The sequence below is a fragment of the Bartonella sp. HY406 genome (genome assembly GCF_025449315.1).
GTDB lineage: Bacteria > Pseudomonadota > Alphaproteobacteria > Rhizobiales > Rhizobiaceae > HY038.
This window is the reverse complement of sequence record NZ_CP104893.1, coordinates 2602121-2625523: the sequence shown is the minus strand read 5'-3', so window position 1 is coordinate 2625523 and position 23403 is coordinate 2602121. Positions and strand designations below refer to the sequence as shown.

Genomic DNA, 23403 nt, shown 5'->3' with positions numbered 1-23403 from the left:
GCCTAGCTCCTTTTCAACTTAGGGTCGAGTGCATCGCGCAAACCATCCCCCATCAGATTGATAGAAAGAACAAGGATAAGAATAGCAAGACCGGGAAAAGTTACAACCCACCATGCGCTGGATACAAATTCGCGTGCATCGGCAAGCATTGTACCCCATTCAGGCAATGGTGCTTGCGCACCCATGCCAAGAAAGCCCAAAGCAGCTACATCTAAAATAGCTGTAGAGAATGAAAAGGTTGCTTGCACAATGAGCGGAGCCATGCAATTGGGTAAAATAGTTTTAAACATAAGCCTTATCGGGCCTGCACCTGCTAACTTGGCTGCAACCACATATTCTTTGTTTTTTTCAGCTATAACAGCTGCTCGTGCCAAGCGCACAAAATGCGGTTGCAAGGCTATTGCTGTTGCAATGACTGCGCCTTTTAAGCCATAACCGATGATGGTAATTAGGACAAGGGCCAATAATAGCGATGGAATTGTTAAGATAATATCCATGATGCGCATAATAAATGCATCTAGCGGCCCTTTTATGTAACCGGCTATTACACCCAGTATAATGCCAAAAACCATTGCAATTAAAGCAACAATAACACCGACAAGAAGGGTAAAGCGCGCACCGTGCAATATGCGCGACAAAATATCACGACCGACAGCATCAGTGCCTAAGATAAATTGCCACGACCCACCATTTTGCCAAACCGGCGGCTTTAGCATGAAGTCACGAAATTGGTCTTGATAACCATAGGGCGCAATTAATGGGGCTAGAACACTTAATAGAACAATTGTAAAAAAAATAATAAGCCCAATAAGCGAGCCGCGATTATATTTGAATGAATACCAAAATTCACTAAAAGCGCTTGCCGTCACGGCTTGTGTTTGATTTGCGGTCATTGTCTTACCTCAGTTCTGGCGAATGCGCGGATTAATAAAGCCATACAAAACGTCAACCACAAGGTTGACGGTCATCACTAATATGGCAATAAGCAAAAGCCCACCTTGTACAGCGGAATAATCGCGCCGTGAAATTGAGTCGATCATCCATTTCCCAATGCCCGGCCAAGAAAAAATGGTTTCGGTCAAAATAGCGCCGCTCATCAGCATTGCAATTTGCAGGCCAATTGTTGTGATAATTGGAATAAATGCATTGCGCAGCGCATGGATACCAATAACGCGAAAACGGCTTAATCCTTTGGCACGTGCTGTTCGGACATAATCTTCACTTAAAACTTCAAGCATGGCAGAACGGGCTTGGCGGGCAATAACCGCAAGGGGAATAGTCGCAAGTACGATTGATGGTAAGATAAGGTGCGAAACCGCCGAGGCGAAGGCACCTTTTTCACCTGAAAGCCAGCTATCAATCAACATGAATCCGGTTGGTTGGTCAAAATAAAACAGCAATGAGATACGACCTGAAACTGGTGTCCAACCAAGATTGGCACTAAACAACATGATGAGCAAAATACCCCACCAAAAAATTGGCATGGAATATCCAACAAGGGCAAAGCCCATTGCGCCTTGGTCAAACCACGAGCCGCGCTTAACTGCAGCGATAACTCCGGCGGGAATACCAATGATAATTGCAATGATAATTGCACATAAGGCAAGCTCTAATGTTGCTGGAAAAAGCGTAAAAAATTCTTCGGCAATTGGTTTTTTGGTAATAAAGGAAATGCCAAGGTCACCGTGAAATACACCCCAAAGATAATCAAAATATTGTTGCCAATAGGGGCGATCAAAGCCAAATTGTGCCATTAATTGAGCGTGACGTTCAGGCGAAACTCCTCGTTCTCCAGCCATTAACAAAACTGGATCACCTGGCAATGTACGCACAAAAATAAAGGCAACAAGCGTAATGCCAAGAAATGTCGGGATAATATAGCCAATCTTTTGCAAAAGATAACGTAACATATATGTTTTACTCCGATCACAGACAGATGGGCTATATCAACATTAAAGCTACATCGCTAATGTCATGATTAATTTAAAACAATTTAAGTTCGCCCATATGTTTTTGCTTTGATGATGAAAATCTAAAATCACTTTATTTCACAGTGACAGCAACTAAAAATTTCTCACCTTATCTTTTCTTCTTTAATCATTTTACGCTTAAAAAGCTAGGCTTTGGGAAATTTTTATTACATATCAATCAATTCTTTACAGCCATTCGTAAAAATGAAAACGAATAGATCAAAGAAAAATTAAGCTTTAGCTTTTTTAAAAAAACATATTGTTTAAAAATATGCCTGATAACAAAAGCATAAAAATATTTTACAAAGCCATGATATATGTTAGGGGAGCTTATTCTAAATATCGATATATAAAAGCCCAAGTAATTGTTAGAAATATAATTTATGATGAAGTATCGCCAAGAAATTGATGGCTTACGTGCACTCGCCGTGTTGCCAGTTGTATTTTTTCATGCTGGGTTCAATTTTATGAATCGCGGCTTTTTGGGCGTTGATATCTTTTTTGTGATTAGTGGTTTTTTAATTACCTTTATCATTCTTGATGATTTAAAAGCTGGTAAGTTTTCCTTTTCCAATTTTTATGATCGCCGCATTAGGCGTATTTTGCCGATATTGTTTTTTGTATGTTTGGTATCAACACTTATCGCTTTCGTTATGATGTTGCCTGACGAACTTGATAATTATTTGGGTAGTTTGCTAGCCAGTGTGTTATTTTATGCCAATTTCTTTTTTTATTCTCTCTTGGGAGGATATTTTTCAGCCGATGCTGAATTGCAGCCACTTTTACATATTTGGTCATTAGCGGTTGAAGAGCAATTTTACCTAATTTTCCCTTTTTTAATTTTATGCTTTTATCGTTTTGGCAAAAAAACATTGCTTTTAGCGATTGGCGCCGTATTTTTAGCAAGCTTTATTTTGTGCCTAGCTTTTGTTTATCATAATCCAATGTTTGCATTTTTTATGCTTCCAACAAGATTTTGGGAATTGGCTGCAGGTGGGCTTCTTGCGATTTCTGCATTGGATAGAAAGGAGTTATCCCATAAAACATTAAGCTGGCTATCGTGGTTTGGCCTGCTTTTGATCCTTTATTCTCTAACTCTTTTACCGCGTAAGCTAGATTTTCCAGGTTGGGGCACGGTACCTGTTATTTTAGGCACCATATTGATTTTAGGATTTGCAAGGGCGCAAACAAGCGTCGGCAAAATATTATCATGGAAACCCTTAGTTTTTATTGGCCTAATTAGTTATTCACTTTATCTTTGGCATCAACCGATTTTTGTTTTTGCGCGGCTATATATTGCGCCGTTTCAAAAACAATATTTTGTTATTTTAATTATTTTTACAATAATATTGGCAACATTGTCATGGAAATTTATCGAGCAACCATTTAGAAAACCAAAGACAAAATATAAATCTAAAGCGGTCTTTATTTATGCTGCAATTGGCATTTCAGCTTTATCTATAACTGCGATAGCATTGCCACGATTATACGCGATTTCGCCATTTAAAATTGATAGCCCATATTCAAAAATACCCGAGGTTCGGCAGAGCGCAATACAGTGTGAGCAAGGCCCATTCACTTTGAGCCAATGCACTTATGGTTCAAATCCGCAAGTTTTATTAATAGGGGATTCCTATGCGGGTCATTTGATTGATGCTTTGTTGACATCAAAATCTCATCAGCCTTTTGCAGCTAATTTTCTATTGGCATGCCCACCTTTATTTAACTTTGCAGACACAGCCGAACTCCCTACCCAAAAAGAATATTGCTTACAGCATCAAAAACATATTAAAGATGTAATTTTACAGCATAAAAATCTTCGTTATGTGATTATATCAACATCCCTTAGCTATTATCTCAATAATGCAAATATGCTGACAGAGCAGGGCTATGTTAAATCTTCGCCCTTACTGGTTGAGCAAAAATTTGCTGAAATAATTGATTGGCTATCGGCACATAATATTAAAACCGTCCTCATTTCCCCACCCGCTCGCACATCTTTTGACCCAAATCGCTGCATCAAAAGCGTTCTACGCCGTACTAAGACAATGGACGCTAAAGCGATGGATATGTGCAGCATAAATTATGCTGATATTAGCGATCAAAGGAATGGTGTAAACGCATTGTTAGACAAGTTAAAAGATGTGGTGCCAATCATTCATCTTGATGAGCTGATGTGCGAAGACGGTAAATGTCCGGTTGTCTATAACGGCTATCCTGCTTACATTGATGCCATACATTTATCGCCCTATGGATCAGCAGAATTGGGTAAAAAGCATGATTTATTTGGAAAAATTATTGCTGCTGCAAATAGTTTTGGCCATTATAATTTCAGTAGGTAAAGGTGTCGGCTTGGCTTTTACTTGTTACAATCAACATTATTCCGTAATTTGGTGGCAAATACAAAAAAGCGCTTTATCGAAAGGATAAAACGCTTTTACTTGATGGAGTTTTAACTTTGTGAATTAATCATATTTTTGATGAACAATTGCACCTTGTCCGTTTAGATAAAGTTTGTAATGGGCACCATTTTTGTCGAAAACTTCAGCTTTCCAACCATCGTGTTCGGTTTCAATTTCACGAATGATAAAGCCTTGGTCCTCAAGACCCTTGACCATTTGTGACCAAGAAATACGGTTCATGGTTTGGGCTGCCATTGGGGCTTGCTGCATACCAATAGGGGCTTGTTGTTGAACGCCAACAGGAGCATTTTGTGCTATAGCTGGCAGGCTTAAGCTAGAAACGGTCATTGCAGCGATAAGAGTAAGAGCTGTTAGTTTTTTATGGATAGTTGCCATTTTTGATCTCCTTTGGTTTGATGAATGATGTTTTAAATGAGTCGTGCTGACGCTGCCCTAACTTGCACCGTCAGTATTCTGTCAGTTTAAAAAGCGCATGATGCAAAAATGGTTAGATTATTTTATATCACAGTTTTTATTGCTCTTATAGGAGTGATTTATCCAGCCTATTCAGGTAATGATCAAGAAGCGGCGCGGCAAGCCTTGGCGCGCGGTGAAATTATGCCGTTGATGCAAATGCTTGGTTTTGTTGAAGCAGCCTTTCCAAATTCAAGCGTTATAAAACTTGAATTTGATGAAGAAGATCATCTTTATATTTATGAATTTAAAATTATTGATTCATCAGGCATAATACGTGAAATAGAAATGGATGCCAAAACTGGCCAAATATTAAAAGTCGAGATAGACGATTGAAAGTTCTTGTTGTTGAAGATGATGCTATTTTGCGCAATGATGTGTGTCTCGCGTTAGAACAGGCTGGTTTTGCGGTTGATAGTACCGATAATGGTGATGATGCTTGGTTTAAGGGTGAAACTGAAAATTATGACGGTATTGTTCTTGATCTTGGCTTACCTGTCAAAGATGGCTTAACTGTTTTAAAATTATGGCGGCGTGCTGGCGTGGTGGTGCCGGTTATTATTTTAAGTGCGCGTGGCAGTTGGATTGAAAGAGTGGAAGGCATTGACGCAGGAGCAGATGATTATCTTGCCAAGCCTTTTGAAATGTTAGAATTGGTTGCGCGTTTGCGTGCGCTTATTCGTCGTTCAGTGGGGCAAGCAGATCCAATATTACAGATTGGCAATATCGCTGTTGATACACGTTTGATGCGGATTACCGTTGACGGGCGTAATGTTGATTTATCTGCGCTTGAATATCGCGTTGTACAGTTTTTAGGGCTACACAAAGATCGGGTGGTGACGCCAAGTGAGCTCGCCGAACATATTTATGGTGATGTTGATGCGCGCGATCCCAATGCATTGGAAGCATTATTAACAAGGTTGCGCCGTAAAATTGGTGCAAGTGCTATTGAAACAAGACGCGGACTTGGCTACCGCCTAACTGGACAATAGCCATGAAAGCTTCTTTGCGATTGCGGCAATTTATAGCCGGTTGTATTGCTATTATTATCGCATTGGCTATTTCATTTCTTGGTTTTTCATTGCTTTTTGAGCGCCATGTTGAGCGGCGGTTTTCGGTGCAGCTTAATAATTGGACCGAGACCATCGCTGCTGGTATATCGTTGGACAACGAAAACAAGATTGCCGTTAATCTGCCCTTTGTGATTCCAGATTTTGAAAAGCCCTATAGCGGTCTTTATTGGCAAGTGATTGATAAAAGCAATGATGATATTATAAGATCGCGCTCACTATGGGATTTAAATTTACCTTTAGCTGAAAAAAATGGTCGTTCTGGTGGCTATTTGATGGTGGTTCGTCAAGTTGCATTTCGCGGGCACCCTTTGCAAATTGAAATTGCCATTGATGAACAGCAAATTATTAAAGCGCGCAATGAATTTGCCGCGGATCTTTCTATTTATCTCATTATGCTTGGTTTGGTTTTATCGGTCTTGTTTGGATTGCAAATTGTCTTTGGTTTGAGACCATTAGCTGTTTTGCGAAAAAATGTTGAAAAGATAACCAGTAATACAAACGAGCGTATGGAGCAAAATTATTATAAGGAATTGCGCCCATTAACTGAAACGATAAATCACTTATTGGATAATCGAGCGCAAAGCATTGATGAGGCGCAAAAGCGGGCGGGTGATTTGGCTCATGGTTTAAAATCTCCTTTAGCTGCCTTGCGCAATTTGAGCAGTCGGCTTGATGAACAAAATAATAAGGAGGCTGCGGTGCTCTTGCGTGATTTATCGCGAGGTTTGCAACGCCAAATTGACCGCGAGCTTCATCGCGCGCGTGCCGAAGTTTCTGCTCATAAAGGTAAACTATCCAGTAATCTTGGCGAGTTATCACGGCAATTGGTACGTGTTTTGTCGGCAACCTCCTATGGTGAAGCTTTAGAATGGCAAAATAATATTGATGACAATGCAATTATGCCTATTGATGTTGCAGATCTTGCCGAGGCGCTAGGAACAGTCCTTGAAAATGCAGCTCGTCATGCCAAACAAAAGATTGTTATTTTTCAACCAAATGCTGAGCAAATTATAATCGATGATGATGGCGAAGGTATGGATGAAGAAAGGCGCATGTTGGCATTGCAACGCGGCGTGCGCTTTGATGAAAGAGCGCAATCTACTGGTCTTGGTCTTGCAATAGCCGGTGATGTCCTTGCGCCTTACGGCTTTGCCATGCGTTTAGAGGACAGCCCTTTGGGGGGATTACGGGTTATTATTTTTCATAAATAAATCTGATTGACCATTTAAAAGGCAATAATATAGCACTATTTAATGTAAAACATATATTTTTGGAAAAGGTCTAATCTAGCTGATTGCATAGCAAGATCAAAGATGTTAAAAGACAATTATGAGTTACAATAGGTTTTTATTGAAGAATACACTTATTAGGCAATTAGCCATTACGCGCTTGGACGTGCAGGATCATAAACTGCTACCAGGTCGCTTTGTTGTGTATTTTTCAGGCTCATCATTAAGCCGACTTATGGTCTAGCTTTTTACTTGCTCAGCCAAGTTTTACAAAAGGCTATAATCTTGACCTTTGGCTTTTTGATAAATTCAATTTTCCTATTTAAAAAATGAGCCTTAATGGCCAAATAAAGCCCTAGAGGCAAAAGAATGGACATGAAAATGAGTGCACCGCGTACGCTCTATGACAAAATTTTTGATAGCCATATTGTCGATCGTCAGGAAGATGGCACCTGCCTTCTTTATATTGACCGCCATCTCGTGCATGAAGTAACTAGCCCGCAAGCATTTGAAGGTTTGCGCATGGCGAAACGTAAAGTGCGTCATCCAGAAAAAACCTTGGCGGTGGTTGATCATAATATTCCAACCTCGCCAGATCGCGTCAATGGCATTAAAAACGAAGAAAGCCGCATTCAGGTTGAGGCGCTTGCTGCCAATACGGCTGAATTTGGCGTTGAATATTATTCAGAACGCGATGTTCGCCAAGGGGTTGTGCATATAGTAGGGCCAGAGCAGGGCTTTACTTTGCCAGGCATGACCATCGTTTGTGGCGATAGCCATACTTCAACCCATGGTGCTTTTGGTGCCTTGGCTCATGGTATTGGTACATCGGAAGTTGAACATGTTTTGGCGACCCAAACCCTTATCCAGAAAAAAGCCAAAAATATGCTTGTGCAGGTCAATAATAAATTGCCTGATGGTGTATCGGCAAAAGATCTTGTCCTTGCCATTATTGGCGAGATTGGTACCGCAGGTGGTACCGGCCATGTGATTGAGTATGCTGGCGAAGCCATCGAAGCGCTTTCGATGGAAGGACGTATGACCATTTGTAATATGTCGATTGAGGGTGGTGCGCGCGCTGGTCTTATCGCGCCAGATGAAATTACTTTTGAATATATTAAAGGCCGCCCACGTTCACCAGAAGGTAAGATGCTTGAAGATGCCATTGCCTATTGGCAAACTTTGAAAAGTGATGAAGGCGCAGTTTACGACACAGTTATCACGATTGATGCAGCTAATTTAACACCAACGGTTACTTGGGGGTCATCACCTGAAGATGTCATGCCAATTAATGGTGTTGTGCCAAATCCTGATGATATTGTAGATGAAAATAAGCGCGCTTCCAAAAAACGTGCTCTTGAATATATGGATTTAAAGCCCGGTATTCATATGACTGATGTCGCTATTGATCGCGTGTTTATTGGTTCATGCACCAATGGTCGGATCGAAGATTTGCGCGCTGCCGCCTCTATCGCTAAGGGCCGTCATGTTGCGCCAACTGTATCAGCAATGGTGGTGCCTGGATCTGGTTTGGTGAAAGAGCAAGCAGAACAAGAAGGCTTGGATAAAATCTTTATCGAAGCTGGTTTTGAGTGGCGTGAGCCTGGATGTTCTATGTGTCTTGCCATGAATGATGACCGTTTAAAACCGGGTGAGCGTTGTGCATCAACCTCTAACCGAAATTTTGAAGGTCGCCAAGGATATAAGGGGCGCACTCATCTTGTGTCACCTGCTATGGCGGCGGCCGCAGCAATTGCTGGTCATTTTGTTGATGTGCGTGAGTGGCAATAATCTTTAAATCTTTATGATTACTAAAAAGCGGCTCATTGGGCCGCTTTTTTGTTTAAAATTTTGTTCATCAGTAAAATAAAGCTTATCAATATTTTAAAATGCCAATAAAATTTGAGGCTGCAATGAATGCAATCTCGTTGAATAAAATTAAAATTATATTTTGCAAAGCCATTTATAACTAGGTCGCATAGCTTGCATCGGTCAAAAAAGAGCCTCGTTGCAAACTTTAAATAAGATGCATTTACGCCTTGAACGCCCAGTATTATACATCTTCTAGATAAAATTCGACATGCTCGAAAACTTCAAAGATATAGTGCTAGTGAAGATCATTCACTGTACAACCCTTTCACTCAAAACTATAAAATCAATTATAAGTTGGTTCAAAAGGTCGTCAATTAAACCATTACGTAAAATATGCAGATGCGCAATATTATAGCTCATAAAAGGCTTAATTTCTTTTTTCGAAAAAATAAAAAAAACATTTACTTTTTGTAAACTTTTTTTGGAACCTTTTTTAAGCTGTATCGTTAAGTGGGTACCAAGGCTGATAAATGGCAAATAAGCCAACCTTCAATAAAAGGCAGCTAAAAGAATTAACCAAACAACCCGGAAGAATTTAACAACAGGAAGCCATAAAGCGTTTCCCGTTAACAGTCTAACCTTGTCAAAATTTGAAGCAAATAAGCGCGAAACGAGTTTTCGCGATTAGAGAAACTTTGCTTAAAATTATGGGTTTTACGGTTCTTCTATAAAAATTTAAGGATAAAGATCATGAACCGTTTTGCAAAATCAATCATCGCTGCTTCAACTCTCGCAATTGCTGTAATCGGTAGCGCACTTACTGCACAAGCAACCACAGTTTCAGCCCCTGCCTTATCATTGCATAATGCACCTGCAAATGGTGCCGCAATCACCACCACAATTGCTAAGGGTACTCAAGTTAATGTTGGTGTTTGCAATTCAGCTTGGTGCTATGTAACTGCTGGCAGCCAGAAAGGTTGGGTTGAAACCAATAAGCTTTCAACGCAATTAGCTGCTGCAAATAGCCGTGCTCGTTCAATGGCAGTTAGTGGTGGTGCAGGTGGTAGTGCTGGCGCAACAGGTGGCCGTACGGCATCTGCTGGCTTAAATATTTCAATTACCATTGTTCCTGAAAAGTCAGAAGCAAAAGCTGCTAACCAAAGCCGCATTAATGTTGCTAAAATTGCACCACAAAATTTGCGTTAAGGATTTCATAAATCCCCGTTAGCTAAAATTAAGCTAACCAATTGGCCTATCTGATTTCATGATCGATCAGATAGGTCTTTTTTTTAAGTGTTAGTCGCTTTAAGATTAGTTGTCGGTAACAAGGCTGTAAATAGTGCTTGAGCGACCACCAGAGCGACAAAAAGCAAGCAGCGGCTTTTTAGCCTCAGCAATGGCATTACGCATCGCGACGAGATCTTCCTCAGCAATACCCATAGGCACAACTGGAACATAATAAGTGTTTATGCCTGCTGCATCGGCAGCTTTTTTAATGTCGGCAAAGGATGGTTGGTTAACTTCCTCGTCATCAGGGCGATTGCAGATAATGGTTGCAATGCCAAACTCTTTTAAAGCAGCCATATCTGTTGGTTCAATCTGACCGCATACATATACACCATCATCAATCGGCTTTATCTTCATAAAATGTCCTCACTTATTTCCGTTTTAATATTTTCTTCACATTTAAACTCTTGGAAAAAAGAACAAAACCAAGAATAATGTAAGAGATATATTTATAATATTTGGTTTTAACTTTTAATAAGATAACGTATTTTAACGCTGTTACAAGAATATTTGTCAAATAGTTCAATACATTAATATTTTTAGACTTATTTTACATAAATTTTATATTCTATATCTTGCATATATTCATCTTGCATTGCGGCATCATCCCCAATAAGGCCTTTAAAATGCAAGTGGTGTTCGCCTTCGCTTAGCGGGTTGAGCAAGATCCAATAGCCATCGGACGCATAATGGTCTTCATCGCCAGGGATTGTAAAACAGTTCGACGTTGCCGCACGAGTTCCGTCAAGTTTTTGTCCATCAAATTCGCTGACCATATCTCTGGCACTGTTAATTGCAGCGTTGACTTCTTTTTTTAAGTCATCGCAGGATAAGCCATCGCCAGTATCCCAACGCATAATGCTGATGACGGGGAAAAAGATATATTTGTCTTTAGGGACTGCACAATTGCGCACTACCTTGTCGAAGCTATAGCTAGGCGCCAGAAAAAAGACATCGCCACTTTGGTCATAATTGCAATGCTCGCCTGTATCATCGGCAAGCGGATCTAAATCATCAGGGGCATTGGTTACCCATTGCCACCAACGTATAGAAAGAGTACTTAAGTCTTCTCCGCTTACAGTTTTATTGCTAGTAAGCGAAGAAGATTTTGCCGGGGCAGTAATATTAAAAAAAACACCGCTCAATAAAATGACTAGGTATAATAATTTCATCGAGAATAATTCCTAATTGTTTGATCGGCTACCAATTTATCTTAAATCAAATTCGGTTTGAGTGGAATTGCCAATTGATTAATTCAAGTGGATATGTGCCTATGGCATTTATTTTGGTTAAAGCATATGGTCGCTAAATGCCGTTTTTTGAAAATTAACAACAATATTTATAACAAAATAAATCAAATTTGATCGCAATTTCGTTCAACATTATGTGATTATGTACTAAAATATAAAATATGTTTTGACAGAGTTACCTATTTATCTTTATGTCCGCGTGTGGGGACTAAAACTAAGATAACGGATTTAGCCTTTTGACACCAAAAAAATAAGCCCTGTTTCAACAGGTAGCATCAAAAAAACAACTTCTCATATATTTGAAGAATGAATACCAATAGTTGCGTAATATTAGCAATTTAGGAATTGGTAAAACTTGTCTGTCGTGAATGCAAGTCTGAGGGGCTCGCATTTTTAATATGTGCTTCCGTTTTTTGGGTTTTCTGGTTTAGTCCGATTTGAGGGATAATAATAGAATGAAAAATATGGAGCAGATAAGTTTTATTAAGAACTGCTTGGCTGTAAGTCTTTTACGCGCGCGTGAAATTATCACACGCGATTTGCGTGGCATGCTTGCAGAATTTGATATGACTGAGCAGCAATGGCGCGTTTTGCGTGTTTTACGGGAAGAGTCGCCTCTTGAAGCGACAGAACTTGCCAATCGATCTTGTATTTTATCGCCTAGTCTTACGCGGATATTGCGGGCTCTTGAAATGCGTGATTTTATTATTCGTGAGAAAGACCCATCTGATAGCCGGCGATCTTTGCTAGTCCTTTCGCGCGAGGGAATAAGTATCATTGATAAAATTACTCCGGTGGGAGAGGCGATATATAACGCTTTTGTCGAGCGTTTTGGGAAGGAAAAATTTCAACAACTTTTGACCCTCCTGCACGAAATTGAAGAACTTGAAAATTAGAAAACTCTAATTTTTGTAACTTGTGATAAAGATATTTGCGCTTTTAAACAGTGTAAATATCTTTTATTCCATGATCTAGTTCGGTTTTCTTTAACCTTTTTTAATCCAAAGTGCTTCAATCGAACTTGCAAAGCTGCTATAAGAGCCAGAAGCTGAAACAAAAAGGAATCTGGCGTGACTATAAAAGATGTAGTGCTTATCGCATTAATGGCAGCCTTTATCATCGTGCTTGGTTTTATCCCGGCTTTTACCATTCCTTTTATCCCAGTTCCGATTACGACACAAAGTCTTGGGGTTATGCTTGCTGGTGCGTTATTAGGCGCACGGCGAGGTGTTTGCGCTATTTTAATTATCTGGATATTGGTCGCTGTGGGCTTGCCTGTCTTGTCGGGTGGCCGTGGTGGTATCGGTGTATTTATGGGCTTTACGGCCGGTTATTTTGTTGGTTGGGCTTTCGGCGTTGCAGTTATTGGCGCTTTATTCCACGTTTTCAGAAAAAATCTAACACCTGTTAAGCAGATTGTTGCTTTGATCCTTGGTGGTATTGTAACTGTTTATTTCTTTGGTATTCTTTGGCTGTATATTATTACCGATGATAAATCTTTATGGACCATTATTTTAGGCAATCTCGCCTTTATCCCTGTAGATCTTGTTAAAGTTGCCATTGTCTTTGGAATTTTAAAAGTGCTGCATAAAGCATTGCCGGGCCAATTTGCTAATACTGGCATCAAATAGGATGAGGGGTGCAATTGGTTTTCGTTAAATTCGTTTTAATTTAGCTCGCAGCTAAAGCATGATTTAAAACCTATTTAAATAACAAAAAAACCTGAAGTTTTTTTAAAACTTCAGGTTTTTAAACTTATCAGTAGCGATCTATTAATTGGACAGCTTTGCCATCACTTCATCGCTGACTTCGAAATTGGCATAGACGTTTTGCACGTCATCATCATCTTCAAGTACATCAATAAGTCTTAAAATCGAGTGCGCCTTATCTTCATCAACCGGTGCCATGGTAAGTGGCTTCCAAATGGTTTTGATAGATTCAGCTTCACCAAGGGCAGCTTCAAGGTTTTTTGAGACTTCGCCAATATCTTCAAAGGTGCAAATGATGGTGTGTCCATCTTCATCAGAAGTCACATCTTCGGCGCCCGCTTCAATTGCGGCATCCATAATCGCATCAGCACTACCAGCTGTTGCCTTATAGATTATTTCACCAACACGATTAAACATGAACCCAACTGAACCGGTTTCGCCCATTGCACCACCAGCTTTTGTAAAGGCTGAACGCACATTAGACGCGGTACGATTGCGATTATCGGTCAATGCTTCAACAATAACGGCAACGCCGCCAGGGCCATAACCTTCATAGCGTACTTCATCATAATTTTCAGAATCGCCACCTGATGCTTTTTTAACTGCGCGGTCGATATTGTCTTTTGGCATTGACTGCGCTTTAGCGTTCTGGATTGCAAGACGCAAACGCGCATTCATTGCTGGATCAGGCAAGCCTTGCTTGGCAGCAACGGTAATTTCGCGCGCCAATTTTGAGAACATTTTTGAGCGCATCGCGTCCTGACGACCTTTGCGATGCATAATATTTTTAAACTGTGAATGGCCAGCCATGGCACTCCTGCTTATGGTTTACTGCCAATAGTCTCGCTTGATGCGATTAATGCAGTTTGTTTAACAAAACAGATAAAATTCTATCATTCTATCTACTAAAACACTTTAACAATATGCGAAACAATTTCATTTGTAAAATGCTGGAACCTTTAAAAATAAGGTAATTGCATAGATTTAATGATAATGATGCTCATTGTCCTTTGCATCATGTCGCATTCCATATGAAATTGCTTCGTATAAGAACTGTTATTGCGCTGATTAAAGCAATCATTCCTTATACAAAAATAAAAAGCCTTAAACTCATCCAGAAAAATACTGTCGTATTTTTTCTGGCTTTATGAAATGCTTTTATGATTTTTTAGGTCATAAAAAAAGCCCTATAAGCGAAATTGCTATAATTTTTTCAAATTAATCTTGAAAAAAGCCGTTTCTATAAAAAAGACTTTTGGCATGAACCGCCAAGCTAATACGATAATTAGTATTATATGTGTGAAAATAATTCACTAATTAGTGATGCGTTGGTATAAAATTGTCGAAAATTATTCTAATAGTTATAAATATAAAATAAAATTTCAAAAAATAACGAAAATATAAAGATATTGAAATTTATGGGTGAATTTTTAACTTACGGCTATTCTATTATTTACGAATTAATTTTCTTTTTTTGATCACGTAAATGTTTAGCTATTTAAAATGTCAGTAAGCTTTACTATATTAATTCAAGATCGCAAGCGCCCAACAAAGCAAATTGTGGGTTGATCAATTTTTTGAAATTTAAATCATCCGCCAAAGGGTGAATGACGTGTTTATAATGAGGTAATAAAATGGTTAAGATGCATAAAACTGTTAATGATGTTCCTTCAAACACCAAACAAACAGCAATTGAGCTTTTAAACAAATCTTTGGCAGCACTTATTGATTTAGCGTTGTTAACCAAACAAGCCCACTGGAATATTAAAGGACCACGGTTTATTATGGTTCATGAAATGTTAGATCAATTCCGTGATGATCTTGATGAACATGTTGATATTATTGCAGAGCGCGTTGCTCAGCTTGGTGGTACCGCATTTGGTACAACCCAAAGTGTCAACAAGGATTCATTATTAAAGCCTTATCCTACCGATATTTACAAAGTTGAAGATCATCTTGATGCTTTAATTGAGCGCTATGGTGAAGCTGCAAATTTTGTGCGTAAAGCCATTAAAGATGCTGATGAAGCAGGTGAAGATGATACAGCTGATATTTTCACTGCTGCGTCTCGTACGTTAGATAAAAACTTGTGGTTCCTTGAAGCCCATGTTCAAGAACCAAAGTAAAGTTTAATTTTTTAAATTTTTAGATTTATAATAAAAAACAGGCTTTGTTTTCAAAGCCTGTTTTTTATTATAAAACATCAAAAAATTTTTTGATGTAAGAACAATTTTACGCAATTGGTGCAACAAATGGATTGCTGCGTTTTTCAGTGCCGATTGTGCTGCCTGGACCATGACCACATAAAAATCCAACATCATCGCCCAAGGGCAAGACTTTGTTTTTGATTGTGTCCAGTAATTGTTGGTGGTTCGCGCGTGGTAAATCAGTTCGACCGATTGAGCCATGAAACAAAACATCGCCCATCAGAGCAAAGCGCAATTCTTCATTAAAGAAAATGACATGGCCAGGGGCATGGCCGGGCGTATGATACACTTTAAATTTATGACCGGCACAATCAAGCTCATCTCCCTCTTCAAGCCAACGATCGGTGGTGCAATTGCGCATTTTATCGGTGATGTTGTAGGCCTTGGCAGTTTCTTCCACCATGCCAAGTAAAAATTCATCATCTTTTTGTGGGCCAATAATTTCAACGCCGAGCGCTTCTTTTGCATCCATTGCCGCACCAACATGATCAAAATGACCATGAGTTAGCCAGATTGCCTCAATTTTGATGCCCTCTTGCTCAATAGCTTGCATAATATAAGGAAGGTCACCGCCTGGATCGAGTAAAATACCCTTTTTACTATCTTCATCAAATAATATGGTACAATTTTGCTGTGCTATTGTAACCGGTATAATATGTGCCTTTAGCATGCCCATGACGTTTATTCCTATTTTAGTCTATTTTATATGCTATAATTCTATCATTCCATATTCTTATACATTATGATATGGCAAATTTTTGTGTTTTATTCAAAATGGATTTTGCATGCCCCTATCGCCGGTAAAAAAAGCCATCGAAGCTTCTGAAACGGATCATATTGCGGTTATAGAATTGCTCTTTTATGCCTATCAGGATTTTACGGCAGATCCTGACCGTTTATTGTTAGAATTAGGTTTTGGGCGTGCCCATCACCGCGTTTTATATTTTGTTAGTCGTCGCCCTGGGCTTACCGTTGCTGAATTATTGGATGTATTAGGCATCACCAAGCAATCGCTTGGGCGTGTATTAAAGCAATTAATTGACGATGAATATATTTTGCAAGAAGCAGGCGTTAAAGATCGCCGGCAAAGGGAATTGTATCCAACGCAAAAAGGGCGGGATTTATCATTACGCCTGTCAGAACCGCAATCGCAGCGTATTGAACGCGCATTAAAGCAAGCCGGCCTTGAAGATTCAAGCATTGTGCGCAAATTTTTAGCTGGCATGCTTGATAATGATCGGCGTGAACCAACTTATATTGAAAATCTGGCGCGGGAAAAACAATAATTGTTAAAAGCAACTTTTGCCTAGCCATATAGTGATTTTAAGATGTAGCATTCTTTGTTCTTTTTTCTTCAACAAGATTTTGCAATTGATATGAAAAGTGAATGAAGTGTTTTACTTTGCTTAAGCTTATTGCCCTATAATAGATATGAGTCTGCTAGATGATTTAACCGATATTTATGCAGATTGCGCCAAAAGGGCTTTATAATAATTAGGTTTTAAAATTCACATAAGTAGGATGTGTTGATGACAGATAAGCAAGATTACAGCATTGCCGATAATGCTCCCCATATTTTGGTTGTTGATGATGATACACGCATACGCAGTCTGTTATCGCAGTTTTTACAGAAAAATGGTTTTCGTGTTTCTATGGCTGCATTGGCAGATGAAGCGCGGCGAAAATTGGCAGGGTTGGATTTTGATCTGTTAATTGTTGACGTGATGATGCCTGGGGAAACTGGAATTTCACTTACGCGTTCTTTGCGTGAAACTAAGGATGTTCCAATTTTGATGTTGACTGCATTAGCAGAAACGGATGCACGTATTGATGGTCTTGAGGCAGGTGCTGATGATTATTTACCTAAGCCCTTTGATCCGCGTGAATTATTATTGCGTATCAATGCTATTTTACGCCGAGGCAATCAAACAAGCCAACCAACTATAGAGCAAATTGTTTTTGGCCCCTATACATTTTCGATTCCGCGGCGTGAATTGAAAAAAGCGGGGGAGATTATCCATCTTACCGATCGCGAACAAGAAATTATGGTGATTTTTGCCTCTCGCGTTGGTGAGACTATTCCGCGCCAAGAATTGGCCGCCGGCGAAGGTGAAGTGGGTGAACGCACCATTGATGTGCAGATTAATCGTTTACGCCGTAAGGTAGAAAATGACCCTGCAAATCCTGTTTGGCTGCAAACAGTGCGTGGTATTGGCTATAAATTGGCGGTTGAATAATAGGCGCATATAATGGAAGCACCATGGACTAAATTAAGCCGTTTCATTGCCACACGCATGCCAAAACGGCTTTATGCGCGTTCTCTTATCATTATCATTGCACCAATGGTTTTGCTGCAATCAGTGATAGCCTATGTCTTTATGGAACGGCATTGGCAAATGGTAACTGAGCGTTTGTCCATGGCAGTTGTTCATGATATTGCTGCCATTATTGATGTGATTGAGACCTATCCGCAGGATGATAATTACAATAATATTATCCGCATTGCCCAACAAAGAATGGGCTTGAATATTTCTATTCTGCCACCTGATCCACTGCCGTCGCCCGGGCCAAAGCCATTTTTTGCAATTTTGGATTATTTTTTGAGTGAGGAAATCACCAAGCAGATTAATCGGCAATTCTGGATTGATACAGTTGGCGATTCAGATCTTGTGGAAATTCGTATTCGTCTTGATGATAAAGTTTTACGGGTATTTGCAACCCGCAGCCAAACCTATGCATCCAATACCGGTATTTTCCTTAGTTGGATGGTGGTGACAGCGCTTGTTTTGTTGATTATTGCTATTTATTTTTTACGCAGCCAAATTAAACCGATCCAGCAATTGGCAGAAGCTGCAGATAGTTTTGGTAAAGGCCGCCCATTACCAGAGGGATTTTCGCCGCGCGGCGCTGAAGAAGTGATGCGTGCGGGTATTGCCTTTTTGCGCATGAGGGAGCGTATTGAGCGGCAAATTGAGCAGCGTACGACCATGCTATCTGGTGTCAGCCATGATTTACGCACCATTTTAACCAGATTTAAACTGCAACTTGCCATAGCAGGTGGTGGTATTGATACTGAACCGCTAGAGCATGATGTGAATGACATGCAAAACATGCTTGAAGGCTATCTTGCTTTTGCACGCGGTGAAGGCAGTGAAGAGGTTGGTACTCTTAATCTTGAAAGTGTCATGGCGAAGCTGAAAGAAGAAGCCGTTTTACGTGAACGTGGTTTTACTTATGAAATGCATGGCAATCCTGAAATTCAAGTGCGCCCCAATGGTTTCACAAGACTGGTTGCCAATCTTGTGTCAAATGGCTTTCGTTATGCACGTAATGTCGATGTGGTGATCCATCATGACGATCATAAATTAACGCTTTGTGTTGATGATGATGGTCCAGGAATTCCTGAAAATATGCGTGAGGAAGTATTTAAACCATTTTTTCGTCTTGATGAAGCACGCAATCAAGACGCAAGCGGCACAGGGCTTGGTCTTTCCATTGCCCGTGATATTGCCCGTAGCCATGGTGGTGATGTTACATTATATAAAAGTCCAAAAGGTGGTTTGCGGGTTATTATTGAAGTGCCAATTTAGCTAGATGGCTGATTAAAATGGCTGCAACCTAGCTATTGGCTTGTCTTTTGTAAAAATTGAATTCAAACTATTTGTATTAAGTCTTTTTTACGCGCATAGTAAACAAATACCTTAATGGGTGTGATTCTTTTATTTAAATGTGCGTATGGTTATTTAAAATGATAATGAATATTTAAGCAATGTTTAAATATTCATTATAGCTAATATAATCAATATTTCGCATTAATAATAATGATGACCTTTTGTCGTTGCAATTTTTAAATTATTGTTTGTTATTATTGGAGTAGGTGGATTATGGCTTTACAAAAAGCAGGCAAATGGGGCTGGGTGGTTGTCTTAGTCATTGTTGTTGGTTTTATTGCTTGGCGTTATTTATTGCCATCATCCGATAGTCTTCCCAATTATGTAGCCGTCGCTAACGGTCGGATTGAAGCAACTGAAGTTGATATTGCGGCAAAATCATCAGGCCGTATTAGTGACATTAAAAAGCGTGAAGGTGATTTTGTTCATGAGGGCGAAGTTGTCGCTCAAATGGATACTTTAACGCTTGATGCGCAATTGCGCCAAGCGCAAGCGCAATTGAAGCAAGCTGAAATTAATGTCGAAACTGCAAAATTGCAGGTAGAACAAGCTGCAGCTGAAGAAGAAGCCAATGTGGCGCGTGTATCACAAGCAACAGTTCAGCGTGATAATGCCCAAAGGCGGTTTAATCGTTCTAATACTTTGCAAGAACGCGGCACTGTTTCTGAACAAACCAAGGATGATGATCAGGCAACCTATGAGGGTGCACTTTCAGCCCTTGCCGCCGCAAATGCACAATTGGCTTCAGCCAAGGCTGGTGTTTCAACCGCTAAGGCTAATGTGGTGAGCGCCGAGGCAGCTGTTGATGCTGCAAAAGCCACCATCGAGCGTATCCAATCAGATATTGATGATAGCGCATTGAAGGCACCGCGCTCGGGCCGCATCCAATATCGCATTGCTCAACCAGGAGAAGTTGTGGCTGCCGGCGGACGCGTGCTTAATCTTGTTGATTTAAGCGATGTCTATATGACGTTCTTCTTGCCAACCGATCAGATTGGTAAATTATCTCTTGGTCAAGAAGCTCATCTGGTTTTAGATGCGTTGCCACAATATGTCATCCCAACTAATATTTCTTTTGTGTCCGACGTTGCACAATTTACGCCAAAAACGGTAGAGACTTCAGAAGAACGTGCTAAGTTGATGTTCCGCGTGCGTGCGCGTATTCCAAGTGCCTTGCTAGAGCAATATATTAAGGATGTTAAAACCGGTTTGCCGGGGGTTATTTATGTAAAGCTTGATGATAGCAAACCATGGCCAGATAATCTGCAATCATCAATCAAGATTGAAAATTTACCGCCAAAAGAGAGTGCAAAGCCACAATAGGCTGCTTTTATTAATGGCGGTTCCTTTAAAGGGGTATGCCATTTAATAATAGTAAAATCAGGGAGTTTGAGGCGAATTTCATACCCTGTAAAGGCTCAATAAAGTAGCACTTTGATGAAGAGCTACTTTCCCCGAAAATGGCGATGGAGTTTTGATCGTAATGGCCAATGATGGTAATCCTAAGCAAAATATAGCGGCCAATGTTGAGGCAAATTCTGTTTCCAACATGGGCAAGAATGTTGTCTCATTAAAAGATGTAACTTTGCGCTATGGCAAGACCCTTGCCCTTGATAATATTACCTTAGAGTTGCCAGCTGGTAAAATGATTGGCTTTATCGGTCCTGATGGCGTTGGTAAATCGAGCCTTTTATCTTTGATTACCGGCGCGCGCGCTATTCAAGATGGTGATGTGGAAGTGTTAGAGGGCGATATGCGTGAAAAGCGTCATCGCGAGCGTGTTTGCCCAGATATCGCTTATATGCCTCAGGGCCTTGGTAAAAATCTTTATCCCACATTATCGGTTGAGGAAAACGCTAATTTTTTTGCCAAGCTTTTTGGGCAGGAAAAAAAGGAACGTGCCGCGCGGATTAAGAACCTTCTTTATCGCACTGGTCTAAATGGTTTTGAAGATCGTCCCGCTGGTAAATTATCCGGCGGTATGAAGCAAAAATTAGGGCTTGTTTGTTCGCTGATCCATGATCCTAAATTACTGGTACTTGATGAACCAACAACCGGTGTTGATCCTTTGTCGCGCCGAGAATTCTGGAACCTTATTGACGATATTCGTAAAGATGCCAAGGATATGAGCGTGGTGGTTGCCACCGCCTATATGGAAGAGGCTGCCCGCTTTGATTGGCTAATTGCTATGGATGGTGGCAAAATTCTTGCAACTGGCACTCCGCAGGAATTATTGTCAAAAACCGGTAAAGATAATCTTGATGATGCCTTTATAGCTTTGATGCCCGAGGAAGAAAAAACCAATTATACCAAAGTGGTTATTCCACCGCGTATTGCAAATGAGCAAAATAATGAAGTTGCGATTGAAGCAATTGATCTTACCAAAAAATTTGGTGATTTTACCGCGGTAGATCATGTTAGTTTTAGTATTCACAAAGGTGAAATTTTTGGATTTTTAGGCTCTAATGGTTGCGGTAAAAGTACAACCATGAAAATGCTAACTGGTCTTTTACCAGTAACGTCAGGTACTGCGAAATTATTTGGCAAGCAAATCGATGCTGATGATATGACTACCCGCCAGCATGTTGGCTATATGAGTCAAGCTTTTTCGCTTTATTCAGAATTAACTGTGCAAGAAAATTTAGAACTTCATGCCGAGATTTTTGAATTACCAAAAGATAGTAGAGCCGCCCGTATAGATGAAATGGTGAAACGTTTTGATTTGGCCGACGTTTTGTCATCCATGCCTGATGCTTTGCCCCTTGGCGTGCGCCAGCGTATGTCTTTGGCAGTTGCGCTACTGCATAAGCCAGAAATTCTTATTCTTGATGAACCGACATCCGGTCTTGATCCAATTGCCCGTGATGACTTGTGGGAAACATTAGGACAATTATCACGCAACGAAAATGTAACGATTTTTATTACCACCCATTTTATGAATGAAGCAGCGCGGTGCGATCGCATATCTTTAATGCATGCGGGGCGCGTCTTAATTTCTGACACCCCTGAAAAGATTATCACGAATAAGCATGCGCAAAATCTTGAAGAAGCCTTTATCAGCTATTTAGAAGAAGCCATTGGTGAAAAACAGGACGTTTCCGCACCTGCTCCAGAGGGCGAAGCGACTAAGACAAGCGACAATCCAAATTTAGCTGCTGCAAAAAGCAAAGATAAAAACGCCCATGCCTTTTTTGATATTATGCGGTTGTTAAGCTATGCTAATCGTGAAATGCTGGAGTTAAAACGCGATCCGATCCGAGCAACACTTGCTTTGGTTGGTAGTGTCATTTTGATGCTAGTTATTGGTTATGGCATTAATATGGATGTTGAAAATTTAAGTTTTGCCGTTCTTGACCGCAACCAAACCGAGACAAGTCGCGATTATATCCAACAAATTTCGGGATCGCGCTATTTTATCCAGCATGATGACATTAAAGATTATGATGATCTTGATAAGCGTATGCGATCAGGTGAAATAAGCTTAGCAATTGAAATACCACCAAATTTTGCCGAAAATATTAAACATGGTCGGCCGGTAGAGGTGGGCGCGTGGATTGATGGTGCCATGCCAGCGAGGGCTGAAACCGTTCGCGGTTATGTGCAAGGTATGCATATGTTATGGTTGCAAAACCAAGCGCGTGTTCAATATGGCAAAGAAGTCGCGAATGGTGATTTCCAAATTCAAGTACGTTTCCGTTATAATGCTTCACTTGAAAGCCTGCCAGCCATGGTTCCGGCGGTTATTCCAATATTATTGCTGATTATTCCAGCAATGTTGGCGGCTTTAAGTGTGGTGCGTGAAAAGGAAATGGGCTCGATTATTAATCTTTATGTAACGCCGGTTACCTCATTTGAGTTTTTGCTAGGCAAGCAATTGCCTTATATCATGCTTGGTATGCTCAATGCTGTTTTACTATGGCTATTGGCAGTGTTGGTCTTCCGTGTCGATTTTACGGGTAGCTTACCGGCATTTATGTTGGCATCGCTATTTTATGTAAGTTTTGCCACTGCCTTTGGGCTTTTAATATCGACCTTTATGAATAGCCAGATTGCAGCAATTTTTGGTACATCAATTTTGACTATTTTGCCGGCCGTGCAATTTTCAGGTTTAACGGATCCAGTATCATCGCTTGAGGGCATGGGAGCATTTATTGGTAAAATTTATCCAACCACCTATTTCATTATTATATCGCGTGGTACTTTTTCCAAAGGGTTAAACTTTACAGAACTTGCTTCTACGTTTTTGCCACTCGCCTTAGCTTTTCCAATATTAATTGGCATTGCAACACTTTTAACTAAAAAACAGGCACGGTGACGAT

21 protein-coding genes are annotated in these 23403 nt (G+C 40.2%); 14 read left to right on the top strand and 7 right to left on the bottom strand.

Annotated features, from left to right (window positions below):
- Positions 1–2 precede the first annotated feature (2 nt).
- On the bottom strand, positions 3–893 hold the full coding sequence (locus N6B01_RS11145; RefSeq protein WP_262078795.1) for an ABC transporter permease subunit: 891 nt from the start codon (positions 891–893) through the stop codon (positions 3–5).
- A 9-nt stretch (positions 894–902) separates the two neighbouring features.
- Complete coding sequence (locus tag N6B01_RS11140) at positions 903–1910, bottom strand: ABC transporter permease subunit (RefSeq protein ID WP_182417838.1); 1008 nt, start codon at positions 1908–1910, stop codon at positions 903–905.
- A gap of 443 nt (positions 1911–2353) precedes the next feature.
- On the opposite strand from N6B01_RS11140, the gene N6B01_RS11135 reads away from it, so the two are divergent.
- A complete protein-coding gene (locus N6B01_RS11135; protein ID WP_262078793.1) occupies positions 2354–4312 on the top strand; it encodes an acyltransferase family protein in 1959 nt (652 codons plus the stop codon).
- 123 nt (positions 4313–4435) lie between these two features.
- Here the strand turns inward: N6B01_RS11135 and N6B01_RS11130 are convergent, their stop codons facing one another.
- Positions 4436–4768, bottom strand: coding sequence for a PepSY domain-containing protein (locus N6B01_RS11130; protein ID WP_182417836.1), 333 nt, complete (start codon positions 4766–4768; stop codon positions 4436–4438).
- 108 nt (positions 4769–4876) lie between these two features.
- Between N6B01_RS11130 and N6B01_RS11125 the strand changes: the two genes are divergently transcribed.
- From N6B01_RS11125 to N6B01_RS11105, 5 genes are all read left to right on the top strand, one after another.
- Positions 4877–5182: a PepSY domain-containing protein gene (locus tag N6B01_RS11125; protein ID WP_262078792.1), complete on the top strand. Its 306-nt coding sequence runs from the start codon at positions 4877–4879 to the stop codon at positions 5180–5182.
- Positions 5179–5838, top strand: a complete 660-nt coding sequence (locus N6B01_RS11120) for a response regulator transcription factor (protein ID WP_182417834.1) — start codon at positions 5179–5181, stop codon at positions 5836–5838. The genes N6B01_RS11125 and N6B01_RS11120 overlap by 4 nt, the downstream gene beginning before the upstream one ends.
- Before the next feature lie 2 nt (positions 5839–5840).
- Positions 5841–7130 carry an ATP-binding protein gene (locus N6B01_RS11115; RefSeq protein WP_262078791.1) on the top strand — a complete coding sequence of 430 codons (1290 nt, stop codon included), beginning with the start codon at positions 5841–5843 and terminating at the stop codon, positions 7128–7130.
- A gap of 399 nt (positions 7131–7529) precedes the next feature.
- On the top strand, positions 7530–8939 hold the full coding sequence (leuC, locus tag N6B01_RS11110; RefSeq protein ID WP_182417833.1) for a 3-isopropylmalate dehydratase large subunit: 1410 nt from the start codon (positions 7530–7532) through the stop codon (positions 8937–8939).
- A 771-nt stretch (positions 8940–9710) separates the two neighbouring features.
- Positions 9711–10166, top strand: coding sequence for an SH3 domain-containing protein (locus N6B01_RS11105; protein WP_262078789.1), 456 nt, complete (start codon positions 9711–9713; stop codon positions 10164–10166).
- Positions 10167–10271: 105 nt separating this feature from the next.
- On the opposite strand, the gene N6B01_RS11100 is transcribed toward N6B01_RS11105, so the two are convergent.
- Positions 10272–10604, bottom strand: a complete 333-nt coding sequence (locus N6B01_RS11100; RefSeq protein WP_182417831.1) for a protein tyrosine phosphatase family protein — start codon at positions 10602–10604, stop codon at positions 10272–10274.
- Between the two features lie 188 nt (positions 10605–10792).
- A complete protein-coding gene (locus N6B01_RS11095; RefSeq protein ID WP_262078787.1) occupies positions 10793–11419 on the bottom strand; it encodes a hypothetical protein in 627 nt (208 codons plus the stop codon).
- Positions 11420–11952: 533 nt separating this feature from the next.
- On the opposite strand from N6B01_RS11095, the gene hpaR reads away from it, so the two are divergent.
- On the top strand, positions 11953–12393 hold the full coding sequence (gene hpaR / locus N6B01_RS11090) for a homoprotocatechuate degradation operon regulator HpaR (protein ID WP_262078785.1): 441 nt from the start codon (positions 11953–11955) through the stop codon (positions 12391–12393).
- A 174-nt stretch (positions 12394–12567) separates the two neighbouring features.
- The gene (locus tag N6B01_RS11085) at positions 12568–13128 is read left to right on the top strand and encodes a biotin transporter BioY (protein WP_182417829.1); all 561 of its coding nucleotides are present in this window, start codon (positions 12568–12570) and stop codon (positions 13126–13128) included.
- Positions 13129–13269: 141 nt separating this feature from the next.
- On the opposite strand, the gene N6B01_RS11080 is transcribed toward N6B01_RS11085, so the two are convergent.
- Positions 13270–14016: a YebC/PmpR family DNA-binding transcriptional regulator gene (locus tag N6B01_RS11080; protein ID WP_262078784.1), complete on the bottom strand. Its 747-nt coding sequence runs from the start codon at positions 14014–14016 to the stop codon at positions 13270–13272.
- Positions 14017–14840: 824 nt separating this feature from the next.
- On the opposite strand from N6B01_RS11080, the gene dps reads away from it, so the two are divergent.
- Entirely contained in the window at positions 14841–15332 is a 492-nt protein-coding gene (dps, locus tag N6B01_RS11075) for a DNA starvation/stationary phase protection protein Dps (protein ID WP_182417827.1), read from the top strand.
- Between the two features lie 106 nt (positions 15333–15438).
- Here dps and N6B01_RS11070 read toward each other — a convergent pair whose 3' ends face one another.
- Positions 15439–16089 (bottom strand): MBL fold metallo-hydrolase, encoded by a 651-nt coding sequence (locus tag N6B01_RS11070; RefSeq protein WP_182417826.1) that lies wholly within the window; start codon positions 16087–16089, stop codon positions 15439–15441.
- A gap of 109 nt (positions 16090–16198) precedes the next feature.
- Between N6B01_RS11070 and N6B01_RS11065 the strand changes: the two genes are divergently transcribed.
- The 5 genes from N6B01_RS11065 to rbbA all read left to right on the top strand — a co-directional run bounded on the left by N6B01_RS11065 (position 16199) and on the right by rbbA (position 23399).
- A complete protein-coding gene (locus N6B01_RS11065; RefSeq protein WP_262078783.1) occupies positions 16199–16699 on the top strand; it encodes a MarR family winged helix-turn-helix transcriptional regulator in 501 nt (166 codons plus the stop codon).
- A 243-nt stretch (positions 16700–16942) separates the two neighbouring features.
- Entirely contained in the window at positions 16943–17650 is a 708-nt protein-coding gene (locus N6B01_RS11060; RefSeq protein WP_182417824.1) for a response regulator, read from the top strand.
- A gap of 12 nt (positions 17651–17662) precedes the next feature.
- Positions 17663–19003 carry an ATP-binding protein gene (locus N6B01_RS11055; protein WP_262078782.1) on the top strand — a complete coding sequence of 447 codons (1341 nt, stop codon included), beginning with the start codon at positions 17663–17665 and terminating at the stop codon, positions 19001–19003.
- Positions 19004–19297: 294 nt separating this feature from the next.
- Positions 19298–20407 (top strand): HlyD family secretion protein, encoded by a 1110-nt coding sequence (locus N6B01_RS11050; protein WP_262078780.1) that lies wholly within the window; start codon positions 19298–19300, stop codon positions 20405–20407.
- Between the two features lie 226 nt (positions 20408–20633).
- A complete protein-coding gene (rbbA, locus tag N6B01_RS11045; protein ID WP_262080654.1) occupies positions 20634–23399 on the top strand; it encodes a ribosome-associated ATPase/putative transporter RbbA in 2766 nt (921 codons plus the stop codon).
- The last annotated feature ends 4 nt before the right edge of the window (positions 23400–23403 follow it).

Excerpts from the sequence above, each read along its gene's own strand:
- N6B01_RS11130 (WP_182417836.1), bottom strand. The coding sequence starts at position 4,768 with ATGGCAACTATCCATAAAAAACTAACAGCTCTTACTCTTATCGCTGCA.
- N6B01_RS11080 (WP_262078784.1), bottom strand. The coding sequence starts at position 14,016 with ATGGCTGGCCATTCACAGTTTAAAAATATTATGCATCGCAAAGGTCGT.
- N6B01_RS11135 (WP_262078793.1), top strand. The coding sequence starts at position 2,354 with ATGATGAAGTATCGCCAAGAAATTGATGGCTTACGTGCACTCGCCGTG.
- N6B01_RS11060 (WP_182417824.1), top strand. The coding sequence starts at position 16,943 with ATGACAGATAAGCAAGATTACAGCATTGCCGATAATGCTCCCCATATT.
- N6B01_RS11115 (WP_262078791.1), top strand. The coding sequence starts at position 5,841 with ATGAAAGCTTCTTTGCGATTGCGGCAATTTATAGCCGGTTGTATTGCT.
- N6B01_RS11145 (WP_262078795.1), bottom strand. The coding sequence starts at position 893 with ATGACCGCAAATCAAACACAAGCCGTGACGGCAAGCGCTTTTAGTGAA.
- leuC (WP_182417833.1), top strand. The coding sequence starts at position 7,530 with ATGAGTGCACCGCGTACGCTCTATGACAAAATTTTTGATAGCCATATT.
- N6B01_RS11140 (WP_182417838.1), bottom strand. The coding sequence starts at position 1,910 with ATGTTACGTTATCTTTTGCAAAAGATTGGCTATATTATCCCGACATTT.
- dps (WP_182417827.1), top strand. The coding sequence starts at position 14,841 with ATGGTTAAGATGCATAAAACTGTTAATGATGTTCCTTCAAACACCAAA.
- N6B01_RS11050 (WP_262078780.1), top strand. The coding sequence starts at position 19,298 with ATGGCTTTACAAAAAGCAGGCAAATGGGGCTGGGTGGTTGTCTTAGTC.
- N6B01_RS11100 (WP_182417831.1), bottom strand. The coding sequence starts at position 10,604 with ATGAAGATAAAGCCGATTGATGATGGTGTATATGTATGCGGTCAGATT.
- N6B01_RS11105 (WP_262078789.1), top strand. The coding sequence starts at position 9,711 with ATGAACCGTTTTGCAAAATCAATCATCGCTGCTTCAACTCTCGCAATT.
- rbbA (WP_262080654.1), top strand. The coding sequence starts at position 20,634 with ATGGGCAAGAATGTTGTCTCATTAAAAGATGTAACTTTGCGCTATGGC.
- hpaR (WP_262078785.1), top strand. The coding sequence starts at position 11,953 with ATGAAAAATATGGAGCAGATAAGTTTTATTAAGAACTGCTTGGCTGTA.
- N6B01_RS11070 (WP_182417826.1), bottom strand. The coding sequence starts at position 16,089 with ATGGGCATGCTAAAGGCACATATTATACCGGTTACAATAGCACAGCAA.
- N6B01_RS11095 (WP_262078787.1), bottom strand. The coding sequence starts at position 11,419 with ATGAAATTATTATACCTAGTCATTTTATTGAGCGGTGTTTTTTTTAAT.
- N6B01_RS11125 (WP_262078792.1), top strand. The coding sequence starts at position 4,877 with ATGGTTAGATTATTTTATATCACAGTTTTTATTGCTCTTATAGGAGTG.
- N6B01_RS11065 (WP_262078783.1), top strand. The coding sequence starts at position 16,199 with ATGCCCCTATCGCCGGTAAAAAAAGCCATCGAAGCTTCTGAAACGGAT.
- N6B01_RS11055 (WP_262078782.1), top strand. The coding sequence starts at position 17,663 with ATGGAAGCACCATGGACTAAATTAAGCCGTTTCATTGCCACACGCATG.